Source organism: Terriglobia bacterium, assembly GCA_020072645.1.
GTDB lineage: Bacteria > Acidobacteriota > Terriglobia > Terriglobales > Acidobacteriaceae > Angelobacter.
Genome location: JAIQGK010000002.1, coordinates 258,927 through 282,205, shown reverse-complemented (window position 1 = coordinate 282,205; position 23,279 = coordinate 258,927). Strand labels below are relative to the sequence as shown.

Annotated in this window: 20 protein-coding genes; 7 read left to right on the top strand and 13 right to left on the bottom strand. The window is 55.3% G+C overall.

Translation table 11 applies throughout. From position 1 onward, the window contains the following. Positions 1-2: 2 nt before the first annotated feature. Positions 3-821 carry a hypothetical protein gene (locus tag LAO76_03305; GenBank protein ID MBZ5489942.1) on the bottom strand — a complete coding sequence of 273 codons (819 nt, stop codon included), beginning with the start codon at positions 819-821 and terminating at the stop codon, positions 3-5. A 138-nt stretch (positions 822-959) separates the two neighbouring features. Here LAO76_03305 and LAO76_03300 point away from each other — a divergent pair, with 138 nt between their 5' ends. Continuing rightward, positions 960-2,966 (top strand): S9 family peptidase, encoded by a 2,007-nt coding sequence (locus LAO76_03300; GenBank protein ID MBZ5489941.1) that lies wholly within the window; start codon positions 960-962, stop codon positions 2,964-2,966. A gap of 121 nt (positions 2,967-3,087) precedes the next feature. Next, entirely contained in the window at positions 3,088-3,459 is a 372-nt protein-coding gene (locus tag LAO76_03295) for a response regulator (GenBank protein ID MBZ5489940.1), read from the top strand. Positions 3,460-3,678: 219 nt separating this feature from the next. Here the strand turns inward: LAO76_03295 and LAO76_03290 are convergent, their stop codons facing one another. From LAO76_03290 to LAO76_03280, 3 genes are read right to left on the bottom strand one after another with little or no spacing between them, the layout of a single operon-like run. Next, positions 3,679-4,215: a thioredoxin family protein gene (locus tag LAO76_03290; protein MBZ5489939.1), complete on the bottom strand. Its 537-nt coding sequence runs from the start codon at positions 4,213-4,215 to the stop codon at positions 3,679-3,681. 59 nt (positions 4,216-4,274) lie between these two features. Continuing rightward, the gene (locus LAO76_03285) at positions 4,275-5,219 is read right to left on the bottom strand and encodes a class A beta-lactamase-related serine hydrolase (GenBank protein MBZ5489938.1); all 945 of its coding nucleotides are present in this window, start codon (positions 5,217-5,219) and stop codon (positions 4,275-4,277) included. 37 nt (positions 5,220-5,256) lie between these two features. Continuing rightward, positions 5,257-6,477 carry a DUF763 domain-containing protein gene (locus LAO76_03280; protein MBZ5489937.1) on the bottom strand — a complete coding sequence of 407 codons (1,221 nt, stop codon included), beginning with the start codon at positions 6,475-6,477 and terminating at the stop codon, positions 5,257-5,259. A gap of 89 nt (positions 6,478-6,566) precedes the next feature. Here LAO76_03280 and LAO76_03275 point away from each other — a divergent pair, with 89 nt between their 5' ends. Together LAO76_03275 and LAO76_03270 are read left to right on the top strand one after the other, a co-directional pair. Then, the gene (locus LAO76_03275; GenBank protein MBZ5489936.1) at positions 6,567-6,923 is read left to right on the top strand and encodes a WYL domain-containing protein; all 357 of its coding nucleotides are present in this window, start codon (positions 6,567-6,569) and stop codon (positions 6,921-6,923) included. An 82-nt stretch (positions 6,924-7,005) separates the two neighbouring features. Further along, a complete protein-coding gene (locus LAO76_03270) occupies positions 7,006-7,785 on the top strand; it encodes a VOC family protein (protein ID MBZ5489935.1) in 780 nt (259 codons plus the stop codon). Positions 7,786-7,968: 183 nt separating this feature from the next. Here the strand turns inward: LAO76_03270 and LAO76_03265 are convergent, their stop codons facing one another. Further along, entirely contained in the window at positions 7,969-8,829 is an 861-nt protein-coding gene (locus tag LAO76_03265; protein ID MBZ5489934.1) for a YihY/virulence factor BrkB family protein, read from the bottom strand. Positions 8,830-8,974: 145 nt separating this feature from the next. Here LAO76_03265 and LAO76_03260 point away from each other — a divergent pair, with 145 nt between their 5' ends. Then, complete coding sequence (locus LAO76_03260) at positions 8,975-9,433, top strand: SRPBCC family protein (protein ID MBZ5489933.1); 459 nt, start codon at positions 8,975-8,977, stop codon at positions 9,431-9,433. Positions 9,434-9,540: 107 nt separating this feature from the next. Next, on the top strand, positions 9,541-10,080 hold the full coding sequence (locus LAO76_03255) for a DUF2127 domain-containing protein (protein ID MBZ5489932.1): 540 nt from the start codon (positions 9,541-9,543) through the stop codon (positions 10,078-10,080). Between the two features lie 246 nt (positions 10,081-10,326). On the opposite strand, the gene LAO76_03250 is transcribed toward LAO76_03255, so the two are convergent. The 8 genes from LAO76_03250 to LAO76_03215 all read right to left on the bottom strand — a co-directional run bounded on the left by LAO76_03250 (position 10,327) and on the right by LAO76_03215 (position 18,723). Next, positions 10,327-10,602, bottom strand: a complete 276-nt coding sequence (locus LAO76_03250) for a hypothetical protein (protein ID MBZ5489931.1) — start codon at positions 10,600-10,602, stop codon at positions 10,327-10,329. 346 nt (positions 10,603-10,948) lie between these two features. After that, positions 10,949-12,646, bottom strand: coding sequence for an amidohydrolase (locus tag LAO76_03245; protein MBZ5489930.1), 1,698 nt, complete (start codon positions 12,644-12,646; stop codon positions 10,949-10,951). Beyond that, positions 12,643-13,887: a M20/M25/M40 family metallo-hydrolase gene (locus LAO76_03240; protein MBZ5489929.1), complete on the bottom strand. Its 1,245-nt coding sequence runs from the start codon at positions 13,885-13,887 to the stop codon at positions 12,643-12,645. Before LAO76_03240 ends, LAO76_03245 begins: the two co-directional genes overlap by 4 nt. 143 nt (positions 13,888-14,030) lie before the next feature. Then, a complete protein-coding gene (locus tag LAO76_03235) occupies positions 14,031-14,231 on the bottom strand; it encodes a hypothetical protein (protein ID MBZ5489928.1) in 201 nt (66 codons plus the stop codon). A gap of 163 nt (positions 14,232-14,394) precedes the next feature. Then, complete coding sequence (locus tag LAO76_03230; protein MBZ5489927.1) at positions 14,395-14,625, bottom strand: hypothetical protein; 231 nt, start codon at positions 14,623-14,625, stop codon at positions 14,395-14,397. Between the two features lie 104 nt (positions 14,626-14,729). After that, the gene (locus tag LAO76_03225) at positions 14,730-15,905 is read right to left on the bottom strand and encodes a LeuA family protein (GenBank protein MBZ5489926.1); all 1,176 of its coding nucleotides are present in this window, start codon (positions 15,903-15,905) and stop codon (positions 14,730-14,732) included. Positions 15,906-16,020: 115 nt separating this feature from the next. Beyond that, a complete protein-coding gene (locus LAO76_03220; GenBank protein ID MBZ5489925.1) occupies positions 16,021-17,625 on the bottom strand; it encodes an aldehyde dehydrogenase family protein in 1,605 nt (534 codons plus the stop codon). Between the two features lie 603 nt (positions 17,626-18,228). Beyond that, on the bottom strand, positions 18,229-18,723 hold the full coding sequence (locus LAO76_03215; protein MBZ5489924.1) for a nuclear transport factor 2 family protein: 495 nt from the start codon (positions 18,721-18,723) through the stop codon (positions 18,229-18,231). A gap of 1,066 nt (positions 18,724-19,789) precedes the next feature. On the opposite strand from LAO76_03215, the gene metH reads away from it, so the two are divergent. Continuing rightward, complete coding sequence (gene metH / locus LAO76_03210; GenBank protein MBZ5489923.1) at positions 19,790-23,257, top strand: methionine synthase; 3,468 nt, start codon at positions 19,790-19,792, stop codon at positions 23,255-23,257. Positions 23,258-23,279 lie beyond the last annotated feature (22 nt).

Genomic DNA, 23,279 nt, shown 5'->3' with positions numbered 1-23,279 from the left:
ATTTATTCCGATCCCCATTCAAATGAGAGCGTGGGGGCGCAGCTCTTGCTTTTCACTACCACCTGCGTTGTACCCATCGTCCGGGCTTGTACAAACGGCGTGAGTGTTGCCCAGAACTCTCCTTGCGGATTTACCCTGGTTTGCGAATCATGGGCTTCCTGGTAAGACTGTGTGTGGAAGCTGATCTGCTCTCCAGGCGTGAAGCCTTTGCCGCGAATCAGCGCTAACTGAAATCGCGGGCTCAAGCGCACGATCTCAAGGCTGCACCCCTTGTCATGTTCCACCATGGGCGCCGGGACAATGGAAAAGAAAATCCTGGTGGTATGGTCTTCGGAAACCAAAGCATGCCGGTAAATTTCACCGATCCCCGGCGTATAGGTGAGCTTCAGTTCCGCGCCCTTCATGCTTTGAGCGCAGCTCTTGGTTGAATCAGGCGGGCAGCCAACAGTTCCATCCGCCGCGATCACCAATCCGTTTACCATGATGACAGGCGCGGCAAGGGTAATAGGCCAACTCATGAGCGTGTAAAACTTGTTCTTTGGCGCGCCAGTTACCTTCACGTGATACTGCATGACCGGTCTGTCATTTACCTGATCTTTTTTGATCAATAGCACATCCACCTTTGCACCTGGTGTCGTCTTCTTGTCCCAGTCGATCGTGGCCTCTGCTGTCTTTTTCATCAGTTCTTCATCGGATGGCTGTTGGGGCTTTGCCGGTGTAGCGGCGGCCGCAGGCGGTCTGGGCTTTTGCTGTTTCGCGGCCTGTCCAGCCGCTGCAAAGCACACGCCCAGAATTGCTATAAGAAGATAAGTATGTCGCATGATGAACTGGAGAATACCATAAGCGGCGCTGGCCTCTAAATGTGGCGCTCCGCGAAAAATGCGGTCTATGCTCCGCGTTTGCTACCCTCATGTGCAGCCTGTATATTTGGCAACAAATCAATCCTTGGAGATCCTGGAATGCCTGAAGTGGTAAGAACAAGAGTGGCGATCATTTTTGCCTGTCTGCTGCTGGCTCCTGCGGTACTTGCCCAGCCTGCTTCCTCCGCTCGCTCAAAGGCCAGTTCTTCATCCATGGACAACGTGATTGCCACTCTCTGGGCCGGCAAAAATTTTGATCAGACCGCCATCTCGCCCAACGGCAAACAAGTCGCATGGGTGGAGATCACTAAAGACGGATCGGCAATCTTTGTTTCCGCAGTGACTGGCGGTACGCCACGCCGCATTACAGCCGGTGGACAATCCGAGAGCGCCGTTGCATGGTCGCCGGACAGCAAGCAGATCGCTTTTCTCTCTGACGCTGCCAAGCCCGACCAGCCTCAGATCTATGTTACCAACGCTGCCGCCGGCTCGCCGCGCAAGCTCACCAACGTAAAAGGATTTCTCGCCTCGCCTGGCTGGTCGCCTGACGGCAAGACCCTCGCATTCCTATTTACTGAGAACGCTGAGCGTGCTGCTGGCCCTCTGGTGGCGGAAAAAGCGCAGACTGGAGTGATTAAAGAAGCTGTCACTGAGCAGCGTCTTACACTCGTCGATGCGGCAGGTGGCAAGCTGCGCCAGATCTCGCCCGCCGATATGTATGTGTACGAGTATGCATGGTCGCCGGACGGCAAGAACTTTGTGACCACAGCGGCCCACGGCAATGGTGACGACAACTGGTACGTCGCGCAAATCTATACCATCCCTGCCGTTGGCGGAGAGAGGAAATCAATTTACACACCGCCCATCGATTCGCAAATCGCAGTGCCTGCCTGGTCGCCGGACGGCAAGACGGTCGCTTTCATCTCCGGCATTATGAGTGACGAGCCCGCTGTTGGTGGCGATATCTTTATCGTTCCCGCTGAAGGCGGTGCAGCTAAAAATATCACGCCCGGCATGAAAGCTTCCGCCAGTTGGCTTACGTGGACTAGCGGCGGCAAGATTCTTTTCGGTGAAGATGTGGATGGCGAAAGCGGAGTCGCCACCGTCGAACCAAGTTCTGGTGATATTGCAACCCTCACTCGCGGACCGGGCGAACTCAATGCATATGGCTGGGGCACGGCTGTCTCTCTTGCCGCCGACGGAAAAACTGCGGCGGTGATTCGGCAGTCTCTGGCGCATCCTCCAGAAATCTGGGCCGGAGTGATTAATGAATGGAAGCAGATCACCTCGCGTAACGCTTCGCTTAAGCCCGCGTGGGGAGAAGCGAAGAGCATCCATTGGCAGAATGACGGTTTCAATTTGCAAGGCTGGCTGCTTTATCCGGCCAATTTTGATTCAACAAAAAACGACGCGACAAAAAAATACCCCATGGTGCTGCAAGTGCATGGCGGCCCCAGTTCCATGCAGCATTCAGCGTGGCCCGGCCCGCACAGCTTTGGCGTGGCGCTTTCGGCCACCGGCTATTTCGTTTTCATGCCTAACCCACGCGGCAGCTTTGGCCAGGGTGAAGCTTTCACGCGCGCCAACGTCAAGGATTTTGGCTATGGAGATTTTCGCGACATCATGACAGGCATTGACCAGGCAATCAAGCAAGCGCCTATCGACGAGCATCGCCTTGGCATCACCGGCTGGAGCTATGGTGGTTACATGACCATGTGGGCGGTTACGCAGACCAATCGCTTTGCCGCCGCGGTGGCTGGGGCAGGTTTAGCTAATTTCCAGAGCTACTATGGCGAAAACCAGATCGATAAATGGATGGTCCCGTTTTTCGGCGCGACCGTTTATGACGATCCTCAGGTTTATGCCAAAAGCTCACCTATCACATTCATTAAAAATGCCAAAACGCCGACTCTGGTTCTGGTGGGCGATAGCGACGGCGAATGTCCGACTCCACAGTCGTATGAATTCTGGCATGCGCTCAAGACAATTGGCACGGAAACAGAACTGGTTGTCTATGAGCATGAAGGACATATGTTCGTGGATCCCTCGCATCAGCGGGACGTGATTGAGCGCGTGGCGGCATGGTTCAACCAGAAACTGAAGTAATGATTTGTCAAGAAATAAACAGGGTCTCTGCTTTTTTGCTGCTCTGAAATAAATTCATTGGTACTACGGTGATAGGGCCATAAGCAGGTGTTCACACTGGTGTAGTCTGGGAATACCTACCATGACCCCAGCCAGACGCAAAGTCCGTATTCTGCTTGTTGATGGCAATAGCACCGTGCAGCATTTGCGGGCCCTGATGCTGCGGATGCGAGGCTATAACGTTGATACCGCTGTTGATCTGGAAGCCGCCCGCACAGTAATTTCAGCCGCTCCGCAGTACGATCTTGTGATCGTTGACGTGGGCCACTTTGCCGATCCCGGCCTGGAATTCTGCGAAGAGATCAAGCAGCGGCATCCCCATCAGAAAATCCTTATGCAGGTGGATGGGCACATCTATCTCGGTCGCGAAACCTGTCCGGACAAGGTGGTTTCAAAGCAGGAAGGGCCGCACCACTTTGTGGAAGAAGTAGAACGGTTGCTGCCTGCTTCTTAGCTGTCTTGCTCCTTTGTTGACATACGCTCTTACTTATCTAAAAGATAATCATATTTGTTGGGTAACTAAAGGGGGTAGAACGAACTAACTATTGGGGGTAGGAGATTCTCTCTCCATAAGCGGGAAATTGCAATAGCTTAACGCAGAAAAATGCGCTTTGCCGGAGCGGGCAGTATAGCCCGAACTTAAGGGGCGGGCTCTTAGCTATTGCTTATCTACCTATCGCTTACTATGAGCAGGAGTTCCGGAAGAAGAACTTCCCGCGGCAGATGGCTTCCATTTGTATAAAAACTGGATTACATCATCTTCGCTCATCAAATGCGCGCGCTCAAAATCGCTGGTGCCATAGAGTACCTTACCCAGTGAATCCAGCACCGCCAGCGACGGCACGCCTTTTTGCAGATCAACGTGGTATTTCTTTGCCAAGTCCAGATTCTTTTCGTACTTTCCCACGTCAACATGCACAACAATGTAATTGCTGTTCAGCAATGGCGCGATCCTGGGTTGATGAAAGGCATTTTCCAGGATATGGCAGTCAATGCACCAGTTGCCACCAAAATCGAGCAATACATTCTTGTGCTGCTTGCCGGCGGAAGCCAGCGCCCTCCGGATGTCCTGCGCGGCATTCGCGTCTGCTTTGTACAACTGTGGATTCGGATTGGCCGGAGCCTGTAATGGGACGCGTTTAAACTGTGCTGGCGAAACCGCGGTAAGAAGAATAGCGGCGATCAATGTCCATAGAAACCGATTGGTCATAACGATTTCATTTTAGTCCATAAGCCAAGGCGGAACGGCAGGCTGCTTTACAGCGCGTTCTATTTGGGCGACACGACGCGGCCATATTCAGATCCGCGGGACACTCGATCGAAGTAACTATACGTAAGGGCGGCAATCTTGCGGATGGCGGCGGAGCCTTCCTTTTCGTCCTCTAGATATGTGGTCATTACGCACAAAATGTAGGGGCGATTTTTCACGAAAATAATTCCAGAGTCATTTCGCACGGCTTCCAGTTCACCGGGCTTGCTGGCTGCCACGGCATCATCCGGCAGGCCTTGCAGGAGCGAGCTCTCTTTATGGGTGCTCAGGACTTTGATGAAATCGGCGGTCATCTCTTTGTTGAGCAGCTTGCCGCGATAAACGGTTTCCAGCAGCGTCATCATCTCGCGCGGCGTGGAAACGTTTTCGCGGCCTTCGCCGGCAGCTTTCAGGTCCATCATCTGCCGCCGCAGCCGGGTTGCGTGCAAGCCCAGGCTATCCAGCATGGCGTTAACGTTTTCCATGCCAACGCGCCCGATCAGGACGTTGGTCGCGCTGTTATCGCTCACTGCCACCATCATCGTGGCCAGGTCGCGGAGCGTCAGGCGCGTTACTCCCGGCGTCAGGCCCAGCATGATGTCGCTGCCGGAAACCAGGTCCTGGCTGCGCACCACGTATTCATCCGTCAGCTTGAGCTTGCCCTGCTGCGCCTGAAGATAAAGTTCTGCCAGCACCGCGATCTTAATGGAACTGGCCTGCGGCATGATTTCATCGCCATGAATGAAGAAAGTTTCTCCCGAGGCGAGGTCTTTGACAGCGAGACCCATGACGCCATCCAGTCCTTTATCGATGGCTTTCAATTCTTCCTGAAGTTTCTGCCAGAGCGCTTCACGTTTTTCTGTGGTGGGTTTTTCTGGGCAGCATTGGGCCATGGCAGGAATGCAGGCAAGCGCGGTAATTAAAGACAGGAAAAATCGTTTCATCATGGCGTGTGCAGTGTACATAGACGGGTTGCAATGGAGCAAACGCCAGCGCGGGACGCTAGAACAGTTTTAGTTGCTTCTCGTTTTTATTTCTTGTCTTCGGCTTGCGATCATCGAAGACCGTTCTGCCGTCGAGTGATGGAGAAATCTGGCGTTCATGAGCCAGAGTCGCTTCGAAATCGACTTGTGGCTCAACATTGCTCTCGACCATGCGGGTAAAGCGGTCAAGCCGGCTGAAGCCGCTTAATTTTTCTGTATGACCCACTTTGGCCTGCTGCAATGCGCGCCGCAAGACTGAAAGCGACTCGTCATAAGTCTTTAGCGGGACAGGGAAGGGATGGCCATCTTTTCCGCCATGCGCGAAGGAGAAGCGCGCCGGATCAGCAAAGCGCGTCGGCGTTCCGTGCACCACCTCGGCAATCAGCGCCAGAGATTGCAATGTGCGCGGTCCCAGATTTTCCAGCAACAGCAGATTGGCAAAATCGCGCAGCTGCTTCTCATAGGCGACGGCCAGCACCGCGCCCAGCCGTTTTGCGTCAATATCTTTTTCGCGGACATCATGATGTGCGGGCATGGCGAGCCGTGGAACTTCACGCAATGTGCGCTCGGGATTCTCCCGCGTAATCTCCAGCAGAGCGGCTTGCGCGGCTTTGGCCCGGCTATCGACGAGATTCATGATTGCGCCGGCATAAACGCGTTCGCCCACGATTGCTGTGTGCGGCTCGGAAATAAAATCCCGCACGGTTGCTGAATGCCAGTGATAGCGGCGGGCTAGCCCTGTGGCATCGTTCATTCCTTGCTGAACGACGGTCCAGTCTCCGGCTCTGCTCACCACAAAACTGTGTAGATATAGCTGAAAGCCATCGGCAATGGCGTTGTTATCGATCTTTGCGGTGAGGCGGCTGGTGCGCGCCAGTTCGTCACCATTCAGGCTCTCACGCTCGGCCACAGCGCAAAGCTCGTCTGGGGTCTTGCGTGAATGTTTCCCGCGTCCGCCACATACGTAGATGCCCAGCTCATGCGCGCGCGGGTTCAGCCCGCGCTTCAAGGCCCCCATGACAGACGTTGTGATTCCTGATGAGTGCCAATCCATTCCCATCACGCAACCCAGGGCCTGGAACCAGAAAGGATCGCTCAAGCGGGAGAGAAGTTCCGGCGCGCCGTAATGGTAGAGCACGCTCTCGGAAATCGCCGTGCCCAACATGGTCATGCGCTCGGCAAGCCACGGAGGCACACGCCCGCCATGCAAAGGAAGATCGGCAACCCCGGAGCGCTTCATGCTTACTATTATCTACCAGCCGTTTTACAAATTCAGGACAGAAGCGATGTAGCGCGATTAACACGCTTAGGCTCGCTCATGATTGAAAGATGAGGGGCTCGCTTCACGTAATACGGCACCCTGCGCCTGCCGGCGTGGATCCTGGTGTTCACAAGCTCATCCTGACGGCGATTCATGAGAGACGCCTGTTGCGTTTTTCCTATCACGGTAAGCATCGAATCGTGGAGCCGCAGGATTATGGCATTCAAAAAGGAGTCGTGAACCTCTTTACGTACCAGACCGGCGGCGAAAGCAGCAGCAGCCGTTTGCCTGACTGGCGCAAGTTTGCCGTTCTGAGAATGTCCAGCCTTGAATTGCTGGATGAAACATTCCCCGGCAGCCGGTCTGTTCCTTCGCAAAGGCATCAGGAGTGGGATGTGCTGTTTGCCAGAGTCGATCATTCTTAAAGTAGATCATTCCTAAGTAGCGCATTCCTGGATAGTCGCCGAAAAGCGCAAGCTAATATGCTTCGCGTATACTTTCTGGGCTATGGCAAACATTGATAAGCATCCCGCAGGTTCGTTTTGCTGGGTTGAGTTGGCGACCACGGACCAGAATGCCGCAAAAAAATTTTATACATCGCTCTTCGGTTGGGCCGTGGAAGACAGTCCCATGGGGCCGGACGATTTTTATTCCATGTTCAAACTTTCCGGTCGCAATACCGGAGCCGCTTACACCATGCGCAAGGAGCAGCGCGCGCAAGGCGTGCCTCCGAACTGGATGCTTTATATTGCGGTTGAAAATGCCGATCAGTCCGTCGCCAAAGCGGCCCAGGCCGGCGGCACCGTACATGCTCCGGCGTTTGACGTAATGGATATAGGCCGTATGGCCGTTCTCCAGGACCCTACGGGCGCGGTTTTCTCCATTTGGCAGCCCAAAAAGCACAGTGGCATTGGCATCACCGGCGACAACACAGTCTGCTGGGCTGATCTCAGCACTGCGAATCCGGAACGCGCAAGCAAATTTTATGGCGATCTCTTCGGCTGGCAGTTAATGAAAGATGAAAAAGATCCTTCCGGTTACATTCACATTAAGAACGGCGAACATTTCATCGGCGGAATTCCTCCGGCCAAGCACCGGAATCCCAACACTCCACCGCACTGGCTGGTTTACTTCCAGGTGGCCGATGCTGAAGCAGCCACAGCCAAGGCCGCACAACTGGGAGGAAAAATCCTGATGCCTGCGCGCCAGATGGAAAACGTGGGGACATGGTCCATTGTTGCCGATCCGCAGGGCGCGGTGTTTTCATTGTTTAAGTCGGCAAGGTAAAGAAGCCGCTGGCTACTAGCCGTTGGCCGCTAGCCAAAGAAAAATCAGGCCGCGAATCAACGCGAAACACGCGAATGATGTTTAGATTGTGATTCGTGTTTATTCGCGAAATTCGCGGCTACGTTTCCGTTCTCGCGTTTACCAGCGGAAATCTGCGGGATACCGGCTGAATGCTAATTGCTCCTACGCTGTCAGGTCCAGTTCCGTGAGCCCACTCGGTTTTTCGTCCTGCTTGATTTTTCCTTCTTTCGTCTCTTTTGCCAACTGGCAATTCAGCTCTGCTCCCACCAGCATGAAGAAGCTTGTCCAGTAGAGCCACACCATCAGCGCGATCACAGCGCCCATGGCGCCGTAGGTTTTGTTGAAGTGAGCAAAGCTGCGGAAGTAATAACCCAGAATGTAGGAAAGACCGATCCAGCAGCCCACGGCCAACACAGCTCCAGGAAGCGTGGCCCAGAAACGCTGCCTCACGTTCGGCGCAAGAAAATAGAGAGATTCCACGGCGAGAACGGTGAACACCACTGCAACTGTCCAATGGATATATGGCCAGGCTTGCGCAAACAGCCATGAGAGGCTCGTCCGCAATGCCAGCCAGGTCCCAAATTGCGGGCCCACAATCATCACCACGAGCGCGACCAAAAGAAGTAATCCCACCAGGAGAGTGAGGGCAACGGCCAGCGGCCTTGTTACCCAGAACGGACGCGCTTCTTCAACTTCGTAAGCGATGTCGAGAGCCTCAATCGCCGCTGCGAAACCGCCGGATGCGGTCCACAGCGTTCCCAGGATACCGAAGGAAAGAAGCGTGCTTCGGTTGGGCGTTACCACAGTGGCAAGCACCTTGCGCAGAAGCTCAATCGATTCGCGGGGTACGAAACCCGACATCAGCGATAAGACCTGTTCGAAAGGATGCGCTCCCGGCAAATAGGCGACAATCGCAGAGACAAGAAGAAACGCCGGAAACATCGAGATAACAAAATAATACGAAAGAGCCGCGGCCATTTGCAGCGTGTGCTTTGCCGGCACTGCTTCGACCGTGCGCCACACAGCATCTTTAATTCTGCCAAGAACCCTGCGAGGCCTTTTGATCCTGGTTCCATTCGCAAAGATGGGGCCGACGCTACTCACAATGGGTTAGATGCCATTCGGTGCTTGCGCGTCCGGTGTGTTCCAATGGAAGAAAGGCGGTTGAATGGCGGATGAACCCTATACTTTGTCTTTCATGCAGCAGGTGGCCCGTCCGCTGCCGGAAGTTTTCGAGTTTTTCTCGCGAGCAGAGAACCTGGAAGCGCTTACTCCTCCGTGGCTGAACTTCAAGATTCTTAAGGTCAAGCCCCAGCCGGTCCAACAGGGGACGCTGATCAATTACAGCCTGCGCGTGCATGGCATTCCGCTGCGCTGGACGAGTGAAATTGTGGAATGGGAGCCGCCGCACCGCTTTGTTGATTTGCAATTGCGCGGTCCGTACAAACTGTGGCGGCATGAGCATCGTTTTGAAGCGGGAAATGGCGGGACGCTGATCACGGACACAATCACTCTCGCGCTTCCGCTTGGCGTTCTGGGGCAGATGGCATACAAGATCAAGGTCAAATCGGACGTGCAAGAAATATTTACCTTCCGAAAAGAGAAGATTCGCGCGCTTTTTGGCTGAGAAGCGTCATCGTCACATCGGTCACACGCTCTACTAGTGCAAACAACGCAACCTCTCCGGTTTCCGTCTAAAGGTGCATATAGAATAGTTCTTCATCCCTGAATCGAATGAATAACCAGAAGAGCCTGCTCGCAAAACATCTTGGCCTGCGCGGAATTGCCCTGATTGAGGCGGCCAAGGGGCTGCTTGCCGTATTGGTGGCGATATGGCTGGTGAGCCTGCTGCACAAAGATATTCAAGATGTGGCTGAGCATCTACTGCGTATTCTTCACAAAATTTTTCGGTTGAATCCTGATGGCCATCTGGCCCGCGAGCTCATTCGCGGAGCGCGACACGTTACCCCGGGAAACCTTCATTTATGGATCGGCGGCACGCTGCTTTATTCCACCATTCGCTTTGTGGAGGCCACGGGGCTGTGGCTGGAGAAGCAGTGGGCGGAATGGTTCGCGCTGATCAGCGGCTGTTTGTATCTTCCCATTGAAATCTATGAACTGGCGCACCGCGCCACGCCGATCAAATGGGCCATTTTTGCCACCAATGTTTTGATTGTGGCGTACCTGGCGTGGCTATTGTGGGACCTGCACATGCAGAGAAAGCAAGATAAAGCCGCTCTTCGCGAGGTGGTGGAACCTGCGACACGACTTTGAGCAAATAGCAAATAGCAATTGGCAAATAGCTTGCACAAAATCCCCAAACCTCACCGCAGATGACACTGATAATACTGATTTACACGGATCAAAAGTTCAATAGGACCATTTTTGATTTGTAAATCTGTGTCATCCGTGTTTATCCGTGATGAGATTTTTTTTGTGCAAAGCAATTCTTCCAATGCTAAGGGCATTGGGTGAAGGGACCCGCCTTGCAGCGGCGGGTCCTGCGTTCAACAGTGGGCTTCACTCTTTGGGTGGCTGCGAAAATTTCTCGCGGTCACGTTCTTCAATGCGGCGCATCGCCCCGAGCAGATGGTAATTGGCGCCTGCCCTAAGATGCTCAGACTGGCGGTTCAGGGACTGCATCATGAGCGGATCGAAAATGCCGACCTGTTCCAATGCTTCCATGTTGCGATGAACGCGGGCGAAGGATGCGTTGAGACGGTTGAGAAGATCGTAGATGTGGGGTTTGGGTACGCTGCTGGAATTAGGTGCGCTGCTAAAATCTGTGTCAGCCATAGGTCGCCTTTCTTGTGAAGGTGATTTGTGGTTAGGGCTGCGTTCGGTGTGCTAGCACCGGCGTGGCCCGTCTTTGTTATAGATGCACGGTGAAAGTGGACGCAACAAAATAGCGAAGCAATTTGAAGAAACGCATAAAGTTAAATGGCGGGCGAAGATTGTTAAGTAGGGATTTCAAGGGCTAAAGCAGTTTCAAAGAACATGTCCTTGATTTTGTGGCACAGGCACTCCTGCCTGTGCTCTGTTAAACGTTAAGGATGCAAGCACAGACAAGAGTGTCTGTGCCACATCTCTTCAGACCAGAAAGGCCCGCTCTTCCACCGGATCGACGACAGCAATACTATATCTACTTAGCTTCGTAGACCGTCTTGCCGCCGACCACGGTACGCAGAACGCGCGTCTTCAAAATCTCCGGCGGCGCTATTTTTGTGATGTCGCGATCAAGCACGACGAAATCGGCCAACATACCGGGTTGAAGCTGGCCTTTTTTCTGCTCGGCAAACTCTGCTATTGCTGAGCCGACGGTATAAGCGAAGATGGCGTGCTGCATGCTGATTTTCTGCTCCGGGTAATACTCTTTGGTCCCGGCTTCATTCTTGCGGGTTACAGCGGCGTACAGACCGCGGAAGGGCGTGATGGGCTCAACGGGATAGTCAGTCCCGAACGCCATGATAATTCCGTTCGATTCAAATTCCGCCCAGGGATACGAGTGTTTGGCACGTTCTGTTCCCAGGTGTGATTCAGCCCAATTCATGTCTGTGAGCAGATGGTTGGGTTGCACGGAGGCAATCACGCCGAGATCTTTGAATTTCTTAAAATCTTCCGGCGCGATGACCTGATCGTGCTCAATGCGGAAGCGGAGTTTCTTGTTGTTGCTTTTTTGCTCCGCATAGGCAAAGGCATCAAGGGCCATGCGTGCGCCGCGGTCGCCGATGGCGTGGAATCCCATCTGAAAGCCGGCGCCGGCGCGCTCGGCGGCCTTGGCATCCAGCTTGTCTTGTTCATAGCGGGGAATGCCGGAGTTTTTTGGATCGTCGGTGTAGGGCGCGAGCATGGCGGCGGTGCGCGAGCCAAGTGATCCATCCATAAAGCCCTTGAGCATGGTGGTGTGCAGCATGGGGTCCTCCTTAGGATGGTGCTGGCGCATCTTGATCAACTGCTCCACCGGCGCGTCGAAGGGGAGCCACTCCGAGATGCGGAGGGTCAGCTTACCCTCTTTTTCCATCTGCTCATAGGTGAGGAAGTCTTCCCAGTCAGAGTTGTCCTGGGCGGAGGTGATGCCAGAGCGCGCGGCGTCTTCAAGCGCAAGTTCTGCGGCTTTGCGGCGCTGCGCAGCGGTGGGTGGCGGGATCTTGTCGCCGACCAACCCCATGGCCGTCTCACGCAGAATGCCGGTCGGCTCGCCTTTGTCGTCGCGATCAATCTTGCCGCCGTGTGGATCAGGTGTCTGCGCTGTAATGCCTGCGGCTTTGAGCGCTACGCTGTTGGCAATGGCAATGTGTCCGTCAACGCGATTGAAAATGGCGGGATGGTCGCCGGTGACGGAGTCGATATCGCTGCGCACAGGCGTCTTCTGCTCCGCCCAGAGAGTGTGGTCCCAGCCGCGGCCCTGGATCCATTCGCCCGGCGCGGCGGTCTTCACACGGGCGGCGATCCGCTGCTTCATCTCGTCGAGCGATTTGGAGCCGACCAGGTTTACGTTCAGCTTTTCAAATCCGCCCGAGCCGAGATGGACGTGCGCGTCATTGAAGCCAGGCATCACAAAGTGCCCGCCAAGATCGACAACCTGGGTATTAGGGCCTTTGAGCTTCTGGACTTCTTCATTCGAACCCACGGCGACGATCTCGCCGCCGGCAACTGCCACTGCCTGAACCCGGGCGAAGGGGGCCTGCGGCGCACCGCTTGCCGTTAAGCTTGCCACCTGTGCAGCGGTTCGGTAGATATCGCCATTCACGAAAATGACATCGGCGGGTGTTTGCGTTTGTTGCGCAGACGACAAACTTGCCATGGTTAGCACCATCAAGACAGCTAAAAGAATTTTCATTCCTGCACTCCGGTAAGAGCCATCAAGACTAACAGAATGCGCTTGAGTCCAAGGTCACGATTGCTGCAATCGAACCATTCGCGCAGCGTGTGCGCGCCGCCGCCGTCACCGCCGGCGCCGATTGTGGTCGCCTCAATCCCCAGCGCGAGAGGAACGTTGGCGTCAGTGGAAGCCAGCCGGGCAAAAGATTCAATCCGCAGATGCTTGTCCGCGGCGCGGACAAACTGCAGGATGCGAGCATCAGGCGGCAGCTCGGCAGCAGGGCGGTCGCCAATGCTCTCAATGGCCAGCGTGACCTTGAGTTCGCCGGAACGATGCGACAAAGGCGCTTCCCGCCAGGCTTCAGCAATGCATTCGCGCAGACGATCTTCAAGCTTTTGCAGCTCTTCCATGGATGCAGAGCGGAGATCAACACGCGCCGTTGCCGATTCAGGAATTGAGTTGACCGATGTCCCGCCCGAAATCACGCCGACATTGAATGTAGTGCGAGGAGATTCCGGCGCCTGCACGTCACTAAAGCGGGCCAGTGCGCGCGAGAGAAGAATGATAGGGTTGGGGACGCCGAAGTCGCTCCAGGAATGGCCGCCCGGACCGCGAAATGTGATCTCAAAGCGCCGGCTTCCCAACGCCTGATTGACGTATGTATCAGTGCCTGCGCCGTCGATCACAAGCAGTGATTGTATAGAGTCGCGCCACGGAGAGGCCGCGAAGAGATGCCGCATGCCGCGAAGATTGCCTTCACCTTCTTCCCCCACGTTGCCGATGAAAACGATGTTGGTTGCCGGTTTGAGCTGTGTTCGTTTCAACGCATGAGCGATAGCCAGAAGAGCCGTTACTCCGGCTGCATTGTCACTGATGCCGGGACCATAAAGCCTGTTGGCTTCTTCACGCGTTTGCAGCGCGGTGCCCTGAGGAAAGACGGTATCGAGGTGCGCGCTGATGCCGATCAGTGGCGCAGCCAACCCGCTATTGAGCAGTCCCAATACGTTTCCGAGTCTGTCCACCTGAATGTTTTCAAGCCCGAGCGCGGTAAATCTCTGCCGCAACCATTCGGCGCGGGCAGCCTCGCCAAACGGGGGAGCTGGGATTTCAGTAAGCTCACGCTGCCAGCGGCGAAACTCGAGTTCCTGATTGTGGAGATAGGCAAAAGCGGCGTGCACGCTCCGCATCTCCGCGATGCGGGCGATCTCGCGCTGGGCGGAAATTCGCGAGGTGTCAGGGATCGGTGGGCGGGTGGCCATCTCTTAATGTTTAACTATATAACCCGCCGCGCCCTGAAATGAAGCTGGTATTGCGATATCAGGCTTTGAGCGCCAAGGCCAATTCAAACCAAAACAAAGCGGCCGCACTGGGCCGCTTTAATCTACAAACTTTCAAGGAAAGCCTATTTCGGGGGCGGGGTAGTGGTGCTGCCGGATTTTTTCTTGGACTTCTTGCCGCCCTTGTGGTGCATCGTTTTCTTGCCGGATTTGGTCGTTGCGGTCTTGTCGCCTGCCGGTTTGTCTGTGGACCCGCCACCAGCCTGTGCGAACGACAGGGTAGCGCCGAGCAGCAGTGTAAACGCGATTGTAAGTAGCTTCTTCATTCGTCTCCTTCAGAGGGACATCAGTTTTTTGAAATCCTTCAACTCTGTAAAGAATTGTTTGCGCAACATTTTAAGCAGAGAAGCTGGAAAAAGGAAAGCATTCTTGTGAGGCGTAAAAAAGCGGCCCCTGCGTGAGGCCGCTTGGGTAACGATGAATAACAGTTTATTTCGGTGATGGGCTGGCTGCTGGAGCCGGAGTTGCCTCAGTAGATTTCTTTCCTTTTTTCGACTTCTTGGCGCCATGTTTGTGATGCTTCTTGGTGGTGGTGGTCGAAGTGCTGCTCTTTGTCTGGTCGCCAGATGGAGTCTGTCCGCTGGTGGTGCTGCCTGTTTGAGCAAAGGCCAGAGCGCCGCCAAGTACCAGAGTGCACGCGATTGTGAATAGCTTCTTCATTCTTTCTCCTTTAAAGGGAAGTTCAGAGTGTTATTACAAGAAACCCGCGCCGCGGAAAATAGTTGCGTTGCGCCGATGGGGCCGCCAATCACTCTCTAACACGGCTAAGTATTGGCTGGAACCTTTTGGCAGCACGCCAGGATTTCCTCTTCCGTAAGGCAGCGGTCTGAAGCTTTGGCCCGCTGAAAGATGCGGTCCACCAGCTCCTCAGAGGCGGGGATACCTTTGCGCTCCAGCCAGAAGATCACGTTTGACTTGCCCGACATGGGGCCAATCTCAATGATTTGTTCCAGGCCGAAGTAATGAGAGGGTACACCGGAGTAGACGGAATTAGCCAGCTCAATATCGCCTTTGCGGAATGCCTTAATAACAGCCGCGGCATGTACTCCCGTCGCTGTACGAAAGGCATCTTCTCCCATCACGGGATAATTGCGAGGGATCGGCACGCCCGTGGCTTCCGAGACGGTCATGCAGTATTCCTTCAGCTTTGTCAGGTCCTGCTCTGCCCAGGGTGAAACGCCCATCAGCTTCAGGTTCACCAGCATCTGGTCGATCTGCGTATTCCCCACGCGTTCGCCGATGCCAAGCGCCGTGCCGTGAACGCAGTCCGCGCCGGCCGCCAGCGCAGCCAGAGAGTTGGCGACAGCCAGCCCTCGATCAGAGTGGCCATGCCAATCTACACGGATTTTCTGTCCTGAAGGCTTCACCACTTCGTCCAGCACAAAGCGGATCAGCGCCTGCACGCCGCTGGGCGTCGCATGGCCCACGGTATCGCAAATTACGATAGCCGTCGCGCCGCTGTTAATGGCCGTCGTGTAGAGCCGCTTCACCGTCTCAGGATCGCAGCGGGAAGTGTCCTCCGTTACGTACATCACTTCCAGGCCAAGAGACTTTGCGTAGGTCACGGCTTTTTCCGTGGTGCGGAACAGGAAGTCGTCAGTCCAGTTTTCTGTGAACCGGCGGATGGGGCTGGAGCCCAGGAAGCACGCAACTTCAATCGGTATGCCGGCGCGCTGAGAGATTTCCGCCACCGGACGAATGTCGTTCTCATGGGTGCGGGCGGCGCAGTTCGGCTTGATCTTCATCCGGCAGCTTGCGATTTCCCGCGCCAGCAGCTCCACGTCCGCCACCGCGCGCGGACCGGCGCCGGGCAAGCCGATATCGACAAGGTCAATACCGAGGTCTTCCATCAGGTGCAGGATCTTGATTTTTTCGTCGATGTGCGGATCTTTGACTGAAGGCGACTGCAGGCCGTCGCGCAGCGACTCATCGTCCAGCATGACACGTTGTTTAGGCGCAGATTCGGTTCCGGGAAGGGAATTCCAGTCGTAAATCAAATGAGAGTGTTTCAACATTACTTTATTAGGCCCCGCTGCCTCAAAGCCGATTTTACGCCTAAAGAAGTCGCCGACGAAGATATGATTTTGTGCTTTTCACCCCTCCACGCAGGCGTTTTATTAATCCTTTTGCGAACAGCAGTTCAATGAACCCGCCCATCTGCTGCCCGAAGGCAGGGCCGTATCCATACCACCAGAGCTTTTTCATGCGCGGCATACGGTCTGAATCCACGTACTTGGGCCAAACCATTTCTTCCAGGCCAAACCGGCCGTGCGTGCGGCCAATCCCGCTGGCCTTGATGCCGCCGTGCGGCGCTTCACTGATGCCAAAGCAGGTCAGCACATCGTTCACCATTACGGTGCCGGCCTGTACGCGCCGCGCCAGCGCCTCACCACGTTTGCGGTCGTTGGTAAAGACGCAGGCCGCCAGGCCGTATTCGGAATCATTGGCCAGCGCCACGGCTTCGTCTTCTGTCTTGAAACTGCACACCGGCAGCACCGGGCCAAAGGTTTCTTCGCGCATGATCTTCATGGAGTGGTCCACGTCTGCCAGGATGGTAGGCGCAAAAAAGTTTGGACCAAGCTGTGCCAGCGGCTTGCCGCCGGCCAGCAGCCGCGCGCCGTGGGCCACAGCGTCTTCCACATGCGATTGAACGATGCCGAGCTGGCGTTCATGGATCATGGGGCCGGCATCAATGTTTGGATCCGTACCTGGACCGATGCGGAGTTTGTTTGTCTTCTCAACGCACTTCTCCAGAAACTTGGGATAGATTTTTTCCTGCACGTAGCAGCGCTCGACCGATAGACAAGTCTGTCCTGCATTCATGAACGCGCCCCACACCGCGGCACTCGATGCCACGTCAACGTCGGCATCTTCCAGCACGATCATCGGATCTTTGCCGCCCAACTCCAGCACCACAGGCAGCAACCGGGCTGCGGCGGCCTGGGCTACGCGCTTGCCGGTGGCCACGCTTCCGGTAAAGACAATTTTCTGTACGTTCGCCGCAAGCAGCGCTGCTCCGGTGGCGCCCTCACCGGTGATCACCTGAAGCAAGTCGGGGTCAAGGCCCGCCGCGCGCAATAGCTTTTCCAGCTCCAGCGACGAGTACGGCGTAAATTCTGACGGCTTCAGCACAACGGCGTTGCCCGTGGCCAGCGCTGTCAGCGTCTGAATCGACGGCAGATTGAACGGATAGTTCCACGGGCTGATGATGCCCACAACTCCGTAAGGCTCGCGCAGCAGCGTGCCGGCCTTGAGCTTCATCACGGGATTTCCGTGCGGCACCGGCTCAGGTTTTAGAAACGCCGGCACATGGTTCTGGAGATACTTCACCGTGTCCAGCACAACCATTACTTCCGTGGACATCGCTTCCGTCTCGGGCTTTCCGGCCTCGCGGCTGATCACGGCGGCGACGGAATCTTTCTGGTCGCATAGCAGCTCGGCAAAGCGCCCCAGAATGCGCATACGATCCCGGACAGGCGTCGCAGCCCAGCGAACTTGCGCAGCGGCTGCTTTGGCCACAGCTTCAGCTATCTGGTTCGCCGCCATGTTCGGCAGCGTGCCAATGATTTCCTGCGTGGCCGGATTTTGAACGGCAAATTGCTGGCCTGACTGAGCGTTTGGGTGAGCTGGAGCAAGTTCGGGTTGTGGAATGGTGGTCATGGGAGACTCGTGAATATTCTACGCCGACGCTCAACCGGGCACGTCATGAATTCGTTGCAGGCCCTGCGCACAGCTCCGATACTTGAAACCTTGCTTAGGCCATAAGGCTTATTGGCAGGAAGCGACCGAAATGAGGAATACCCTTTTGGGAATTGATACTGCGTGAGAGCTGTTTTTTTCTTGATACAGCTACATACCTCAACGAGGATGATTGGAATGCGCTAATGCGATCTTTTGACGCTCATTTTGAACACGCATCAGTTGCATTGAATGAAAAACAGAAAGGGAACCCATGCCAAAGAAGAGAACGGCAGCTCAAGCAATTCGATTTTGCATCCTAGCGGCAGTGATTCTTGTAACAACGCTCCCGGCCCAGCTATCGGCTGGTACGAAGACATTTGTTGGTTGTCCTCCAGAGTGCTACGACGGAACTAGTCCAGTCCCCTGTTTCTGTCCCAGTCCACCACCATCCCTACGTTAAAGAGAGGACGCATTCGCCTGTCCAGTACCCATCCTTTCGTGTTCTTTGCGAAAGGATGGGGTTATGCATGGGCTAGAATATTCGCCCTTCGGGCTTGCAATCGAGGGTCGCTTCCGCTCTTCCTATTTGCCCACACAATCCTTCCGCCCAGTATCTGCCACGCTGGCAATCACCCATTTGCCGTCCGTGCGGACAAGATTGAACAAATCCGTTCCGCAGTGGTCCACCTTGCCGTCCACCAGGAAATCAAACGGCGCCCACACCACGGCCAGGTCGTTATCGATGCGCACCAGTGGATCGTGAATGCGCTCTTCAATCTGTGCCTTTCCGGGTTTGCCCACGATGTCGGCAAAAGCGTCAAAGGTCAATTGGGTGGGCTTGCCGTCGCGCATCAACACCATGCCGCCGCCGGGCAGCAACGGCTTCTTGAATGCCGTCGCGTCATGTTTTGCCATGGCGTCAAACATTGCCGTTATCGGAGCCAGGACGGCCTGGGCTTCCTTGGTTTGGGCCTCTACCGAGGCCTGTGTGGCGGCGTGAACAGAATTGACCAGAAAGCCGGCGGCCGTTGCTGCGGCAAGGAACAGAATCAGGTGTAAGCGACGGAAGAATCTCATGGCAACAGATTGTAAACCTGCCACGCAGACACTGAGGCACGGAGAAGAGCCGAAACCTTACCATTTGATGAACACGGATGATACTGATTAGAAATGCGGCATAGCAATCTTGGTGACGGTCGCTTTTCGACCGTAGGCGAATTGCACATTTTTCCGCGGATTACCGGTACGTCGAGCGGCTGGGGGACGATCCCTAACCGACACAAGCTCCGTGCCGGTGGATAATCTTTAAGCGCTTTTCCAGTTTGGTGATGAAACCCGGCGAGAGCTAAAAGGTTTTGTTGAAGCGTTTCCGGTCGAGAAATGGGATGTCCCTTTCGAGGTCAAGCTGATGAATTCGGTGCTGAGAGTGACGCCGAAGAAAATCATCGTCCATGTGCTGGTGCATGAGATGCGCCACTGGGCGCAGATTGTCCCTCTGTGGCGCTTGAAGGTATAACGGGCAAATTTCATGATTTCTTATTCAGCCCGGGCATGGGGTGGCGATATCAGACGTGAGCTGAGCAGGGGGGATGAGACCTGCTTTTCCCTGCCAACAGTGCTCGTTTCGCTTGACTTTCGTGGTGCCTCATGCTAGATTAACTCATTTAATTGCAGTGGTTTAGGCTCATTTGTGGTGGTGATCTCGAGTCTGGGATGCCCTTGGGATGATGTGCGCTAAGTGCTTTGGAATCCTAATTGAGGTGGAGGGGGAGGATGGGGCGCGGCCTTGTGCTGCACCCCAAAGTGAGACAGAGACCCTGGGGGTGCACCTCACAAACCTACGCCAATCCTGAGATGGCTTGGAATGCAGTGGGATACCAAGGGAGGGGCAGGAGGTAAAGATCGCCGTTTCAAACCCCCGAACCTCGCCGCAGATTAACGCAGATATACGCAGATCAGGAATGGAATCGACAGGACTAATGGGAGATAGAGGGTAAGGCCGAATCGTAACCCTTACAATAAGCGGGAACCCTGACTGAGGAGAAGGCTTCGCCTGGTTTGGGTCGTTCGGTCCACGGCCGGGCCGCTCGCTCACGAAGACAAGTTGAGGCGCCGCGATTTTGCGGCGCAACATTTAAGACAAATGAAATCATTTCTAGAGACAGTTCGCGAGCGCGTTGTTATCTATGACGGCGCCATGGGCACGGAGATTCAGGAGCGCCATCCTTCCATGGATGACTTCTGGGGCAAGGAGAATTGCTCTGAAGTGCTGGTGCTGAGCCGGCCCGACATAATCAAAGATATTCACGCTGCTTATTTCAAGGCCGGGGCCGACGTGGTTGAGACCAACACGTTTGGCGGCACGCGCATTGTGCTGGGCGAGTTTGACCTGGCCGACAAAGTCCATGAGATCAACAAGCGCGCGGCCGAGCTGGCGCGCGAAGTGGCGCATGACTTTTCCGCCAATGGCAAGCCTCGGTACGTTGCGGGATCGATTGGGCCGGGAACCAAGCTTCCGTCGCTGGGACAGATCAGCTATGACGACATGTTTAATGCCTATCTGGAGCAATCCCTGGGGCTGATTGATGGCGGCGTGGACATTCTGCTGATTGAAACCTGCCAGGACATTCTGCAGACCAAAGTTTCCGTGGCTGCGGCGTTTGAAGCGATGAAGCAGCGGGGCAAACGCATTCCTGTGCAGGCGCAGGTGACGTTGCAGGAGTCCGGCACCATGCTGCTGGGCACCGAAATTGGCGCGGCAGAGACGGCGCTGGAGCCTTTTGATTGTGAAATTATTGGCCTGAACTGCGCGACCGGTCCCAAAGAAATGAACGACGCGGTGCGCTATCTGGCGCACAACGCGCCGAAGGAAATCTCAATCCTGCCAAACGCCGGCCTGCCGGAGAACGTAGGAGGCGTGGCACATTACCGGTTGACGCCGCAGAGCCTTGCGGAATGGCACAAGAAATTCATTACCGAATATGGTGTCCGGATCGTGGGCGGATGCTGCGGCACTAATCCGCAGCACATCAAAGCCGTGGCTGATCTCTGCGCGAACCTGGAGCCGGCGAAGCGCGAAGTGCAAGTGACGCCTTCGGCATCAAGCGCCTACAGCACCATGCCGCTGGACCTTGATCCCAAGCCGCTGATCGTGGCCGAAGAGATGAATACCACCACGCGGGTGGAAGCCTTCAAGAACATGGTCCGCGAAGGCAAGTATGATGACATTCTGGCGCTAGCGAAAAAGCTGGTGGCGGAAGGCTCGCACATGCTGGACCTGTGCACGGCCATTGTGGGCGAGGACGAAAAGGGCTATATGACTTCGATCCTCGAGAAGGTGGCCACGCGCGTGCCCGCACCGGTGCTGGTGGACTCCACCGAAGCCGACGTGATTGAAGAAGCGCTGAAGCGCATTCCCGGCAAGGCGATTATCAACTCCATTAATCTTGAAGACGGCGAGAAACGCACGGCCAAAGTGCTGCCAATGGCGAAGAAGTACGGCGCAGCGGTGATCGCACTGACGATTGACGAAGACGGCATGGCGCTGACGGCGGAGAAGAAAGTCGCAGTCGCCAAAAGGATTTTCAAGCTGGCCACGGAGAAATATGGCATTCGTCCGATCGACCTGATCTTTGACGCGCTGACGCTGCCGATTTCAACCGGCCAGGACGACTATCGCACGGCGGGCATGGAGACGCTGAACGCGATCAAAGGCATCAAGCAAGAGTTGCCGGAAGTGAAGACGATCCTGGGCGTGAGCAATATTTCGTTTGGGCTGAATACTTACGCGCGGCGCGTGCTGAACAGCGTGTTCATGAAAGAAGCGGTGGATTATGGGCTAGATATGGCGATTGTGAACTACGCCAAAATCTATCCTCTATATAAGATCCCGCAGGTTGAAGTGGACCTGGCGCGGAAGCTGATTTATTACGACAAGTCGGCGGGCGATCCGCTGCAGATTTACATGCAGCATTTTACCGGCCTGGACAAGCAGCCGCAGGTGGACGCCGCGCCGCTGGAAACACTTTCAGTTGAAGACAAGCTGAAGCGCTGCATTATCAATGGCGAAAAGGCGCTGGGCGATGGCGCGCAGAAGCAGACGCTGGAGCAGATACTGGACGATGCACTGCAAAAGTATTCGCCGCTGGAGATCATCAACACGGTCCTGCTGGACGGCATGAAGACCGTTGGCGAGTTGTTTGGCGCGCGCAAGATGCAGCTGCCTTCAGTGCTGGATTCAGCCGGGGTGATGAAGCAAGCCGTGGCATATCTTGAGCCCAAGATGGAGAAGAAAGAAGGCAACCAGAAAGGCACGCTGGTGCTGGCCACGGTGAAGGGCGATGTCCACGATATCGGCAAAAACCTGGTTGACATTATTCTTACCAACAACGGCTACAAGGTGGTGAACCTGGGGATTAAGCAGCCATCCGATTCGATCATAGCCGCGGCCAAGCAGCATGGCGCGCATGCCATTGGGTTGAGCGGACTGCTGGTGAAGTCGACGCTGGAAATGAAGTATGTGATCCAGGATTTGCAGGCGCAGGCGCTGGATTATCCAGTGATCTGCGGCGGCGCTGCGCTTACGCGCAAATACGTGGAAGACGATCTGCGGCGCGAATACTCGAACTCAGTGTTCTACGCCGATGACGCGTTTACAGGCTTGCACCTGATGGATGACCTGACTTCAAGCAATGGGGCGCGGGAAAAACGCTTGGAGGAAGGGCGCACGGTGAAGGAGTTCGCCAAGACTACGATGATTGCCGGGGCAGAAGGCTCCAGCAGCACGGAGCGCTCGGCGGTGGTGCCGCCGCCGCCAAATATTCCTGCGCCTCCGTTTTACGGCGTGCGCGTGCGCAGGAACTTTGACTTGAATGAAGTCTTCCAGTACATCAACCACACGGCGCTGTTCAAGAACCAGTGGCAGCTGAAGACCGCGTCACAGGCGGATTATCTGAGAATTGTGGAAGAAAAATATATTCCGGTGCTGTCAGAGTTGCAGAAAGAAGTGGCGGAGAAAGGCTGGTTTGAACCCAAGGTCGTCTATGGCTACTTTGCCTGTGTCGCCGATGGCAACGATGTGCTGCTTTTCGATACGCCAGAGACGCGCAACGTGATTGCGAAGTTTACATTCCCGCGGCAGCGCGAAGGACGGAAGCTGTCCATTGCTGATTTCTTTGAGCCCAAAGATTCGGGCAAGCTGGATGTGATCGGTCTTTCTGTGGTGACGATCGGCAGCCGTGCTTCACAGGAGACTAAAAAACTCTTTGACGCCGGCGAGTTTACCAAGTATCTGTACCTGCACGGTCTGAGCGTCGAGACGGCAGAGGCGCTGGCGGAGTTGTTCCACAAGCAGGTGAGAGAAGAACTGGGAATCGCCGGAGAAGACGCGACGCGAGTCGGTGATTTATTTCACCAGAAGTATCGCGGGTCGCGCTATTCATTTGGCTATCCCGCGTGCCCGAACCTGGAAGACCAGACCAAGCTATTTGCGCTGCTGAAGCCGGAAGAAAACATTGGCGTTCGGCTGACCAGCGGTTTCCACATGGAGCCGGAGCAATCGACGTCGGCGATTATCGTGCACCATCCGCAGGCAAAGTATTTTGTGGTGTAGTGGGTTCTGATTTTCAATTCAT

Excerpts from the sequence above, each read along its gene's own strand:
- LAO76_03305 (MBZ5489942.1), bottom strand. The coding sequence starts at position 821 with ATGCGACATACTTATCTTCTTATAGCAATTCTGGGCGTGTGCTTTGCA.
- LAO76_03300 (MBZ5489941.1), top strand. The coding sequence starts at position 960 with ATGCCTGAAGTGGTAAGAACAAGAGTGGCGATCATTTTTGCCTGTCTG.
- LAO76_03295 (MBZ5489940.1), top strand. The coding sequence starts at position 3,088 with ATGACCCCAGCCAGACGCAAAGTCCGTATTCTGCTTGTTGATGGCAAT.
- LAO76_03290 (MBZ5489939.1), bottom strand. The coding sequence starts at position 4,215 with ATGACCAATCGGTTTCTATGGACATTGATCGCCGCTATTCTTCTTACC.
- LAO76_03285 (MBZ5489938.1), bottom strand. The coding sequence starts at position 5,219 with ATGTACACTGCACACGCCATGATGAAACGATTTTTCCTGTCTTTAATT.
- LAO76_03280 (MBZ5489937.1), bottom strand. The coding sequence starts at position 6,477 with ATGAAGCGCTCCGGGGTTGCCGATCTTCCTTTGCATGGCGGGCGTGTG.
- LAO76_03275 (MBZ5489936.1), top strand. The coding sequence starts at position 6,567 with ATGAGGGGCTCGCTTCACGTAATACGGCACCCTGCGCCTGCCGGCGTG.
- LAO76_03270 (MBZ5489935.1), top strand. The coding sequence starts at position 7,006 with ATGGCAAACATTGATAAGCATCCCGCAGGTTCGTTTTGCTGGGTTGAG.
- LAO76_03260 (MBZ5489933.1), top strand. The coding sequence starts at position 8,975 with ATGGCGGATGAACCCTATACTTTGTCTTTCATGCAGCAGGTGGCCCGT.
- LAO76_03255 (MBZ5489932.1), top strand. The coding sequence starts at position 9,541 with ATGAATAACCAGAAGAGCCTGCTCGCAAAACATCTTGGCCTGCGCGGA.
- LAO76_03250 (MBZ5489931.1), bottom strand. The coding sequence starts at position 10,602 with ATGGCTGACACAGATTTTAGCAGCGCACCTAATTCCAGCAGCGTACCC.
- LAO76_03245 (MBZ5489930.1), bottom strand. The coding sequence starts at position 12,646 with ATGAAAATTCTTTTAGCTGTCTTGATGGTGCTAACCATGGCAAGTTTG.
- LAO76_03240 (MBZ5489929.1), bottom strand. The coding sequence starts at position 13,887 with ATGGCCACCCGCCCACCGATCCCTGACACCTCGCGAATTTCCGCCCAG.
- LAO76_03235 (MBZ5489928.1), bottom strand. The coding sequence starts at position 14,231 with ATGAAGAAGCTACTTACAATCGCGTTTACACTGCTGCTCGGCGCTACC.
- LAO76_03230 (MBZ5489927.1), bottom strand. The coding sequence starts at position 14,625 with ATGAAGAAGCTATTCACAATCGCGTGCACTCTGGTACTTGGCGGCGCT.
- LAO76_03225 (MBZ5489926.1), bottom strand. The coding sequence starts at position 15,905 with ATGCTGGACGATGAGTCGCTGCGCGACGGCCTGCAGTCGCCTTCAGTC.
- LAO76_03220 (MBZ5489925.1), bottom strand. The coding sequence starts at position 17,625 with ATGACCACCATTCCACAACCCGAACTTGCTCCAGCTCACCCAAACGCT.
- LAO76_03215 (MBZ5489924.1), bottom strand. The coding sequence starts at position 18,723 with ATGAGATTCTTCCGTCGCTTACACCTGATTCTGTTCCTTGCCGCAGCA.
- metH (MBZ5489923.1), top strand. The coding sequence starts at position 19,790 with ATGAAATCATTTCTAGAGACAGTTCGCGAGCGCGTTGTTATCTATGAC.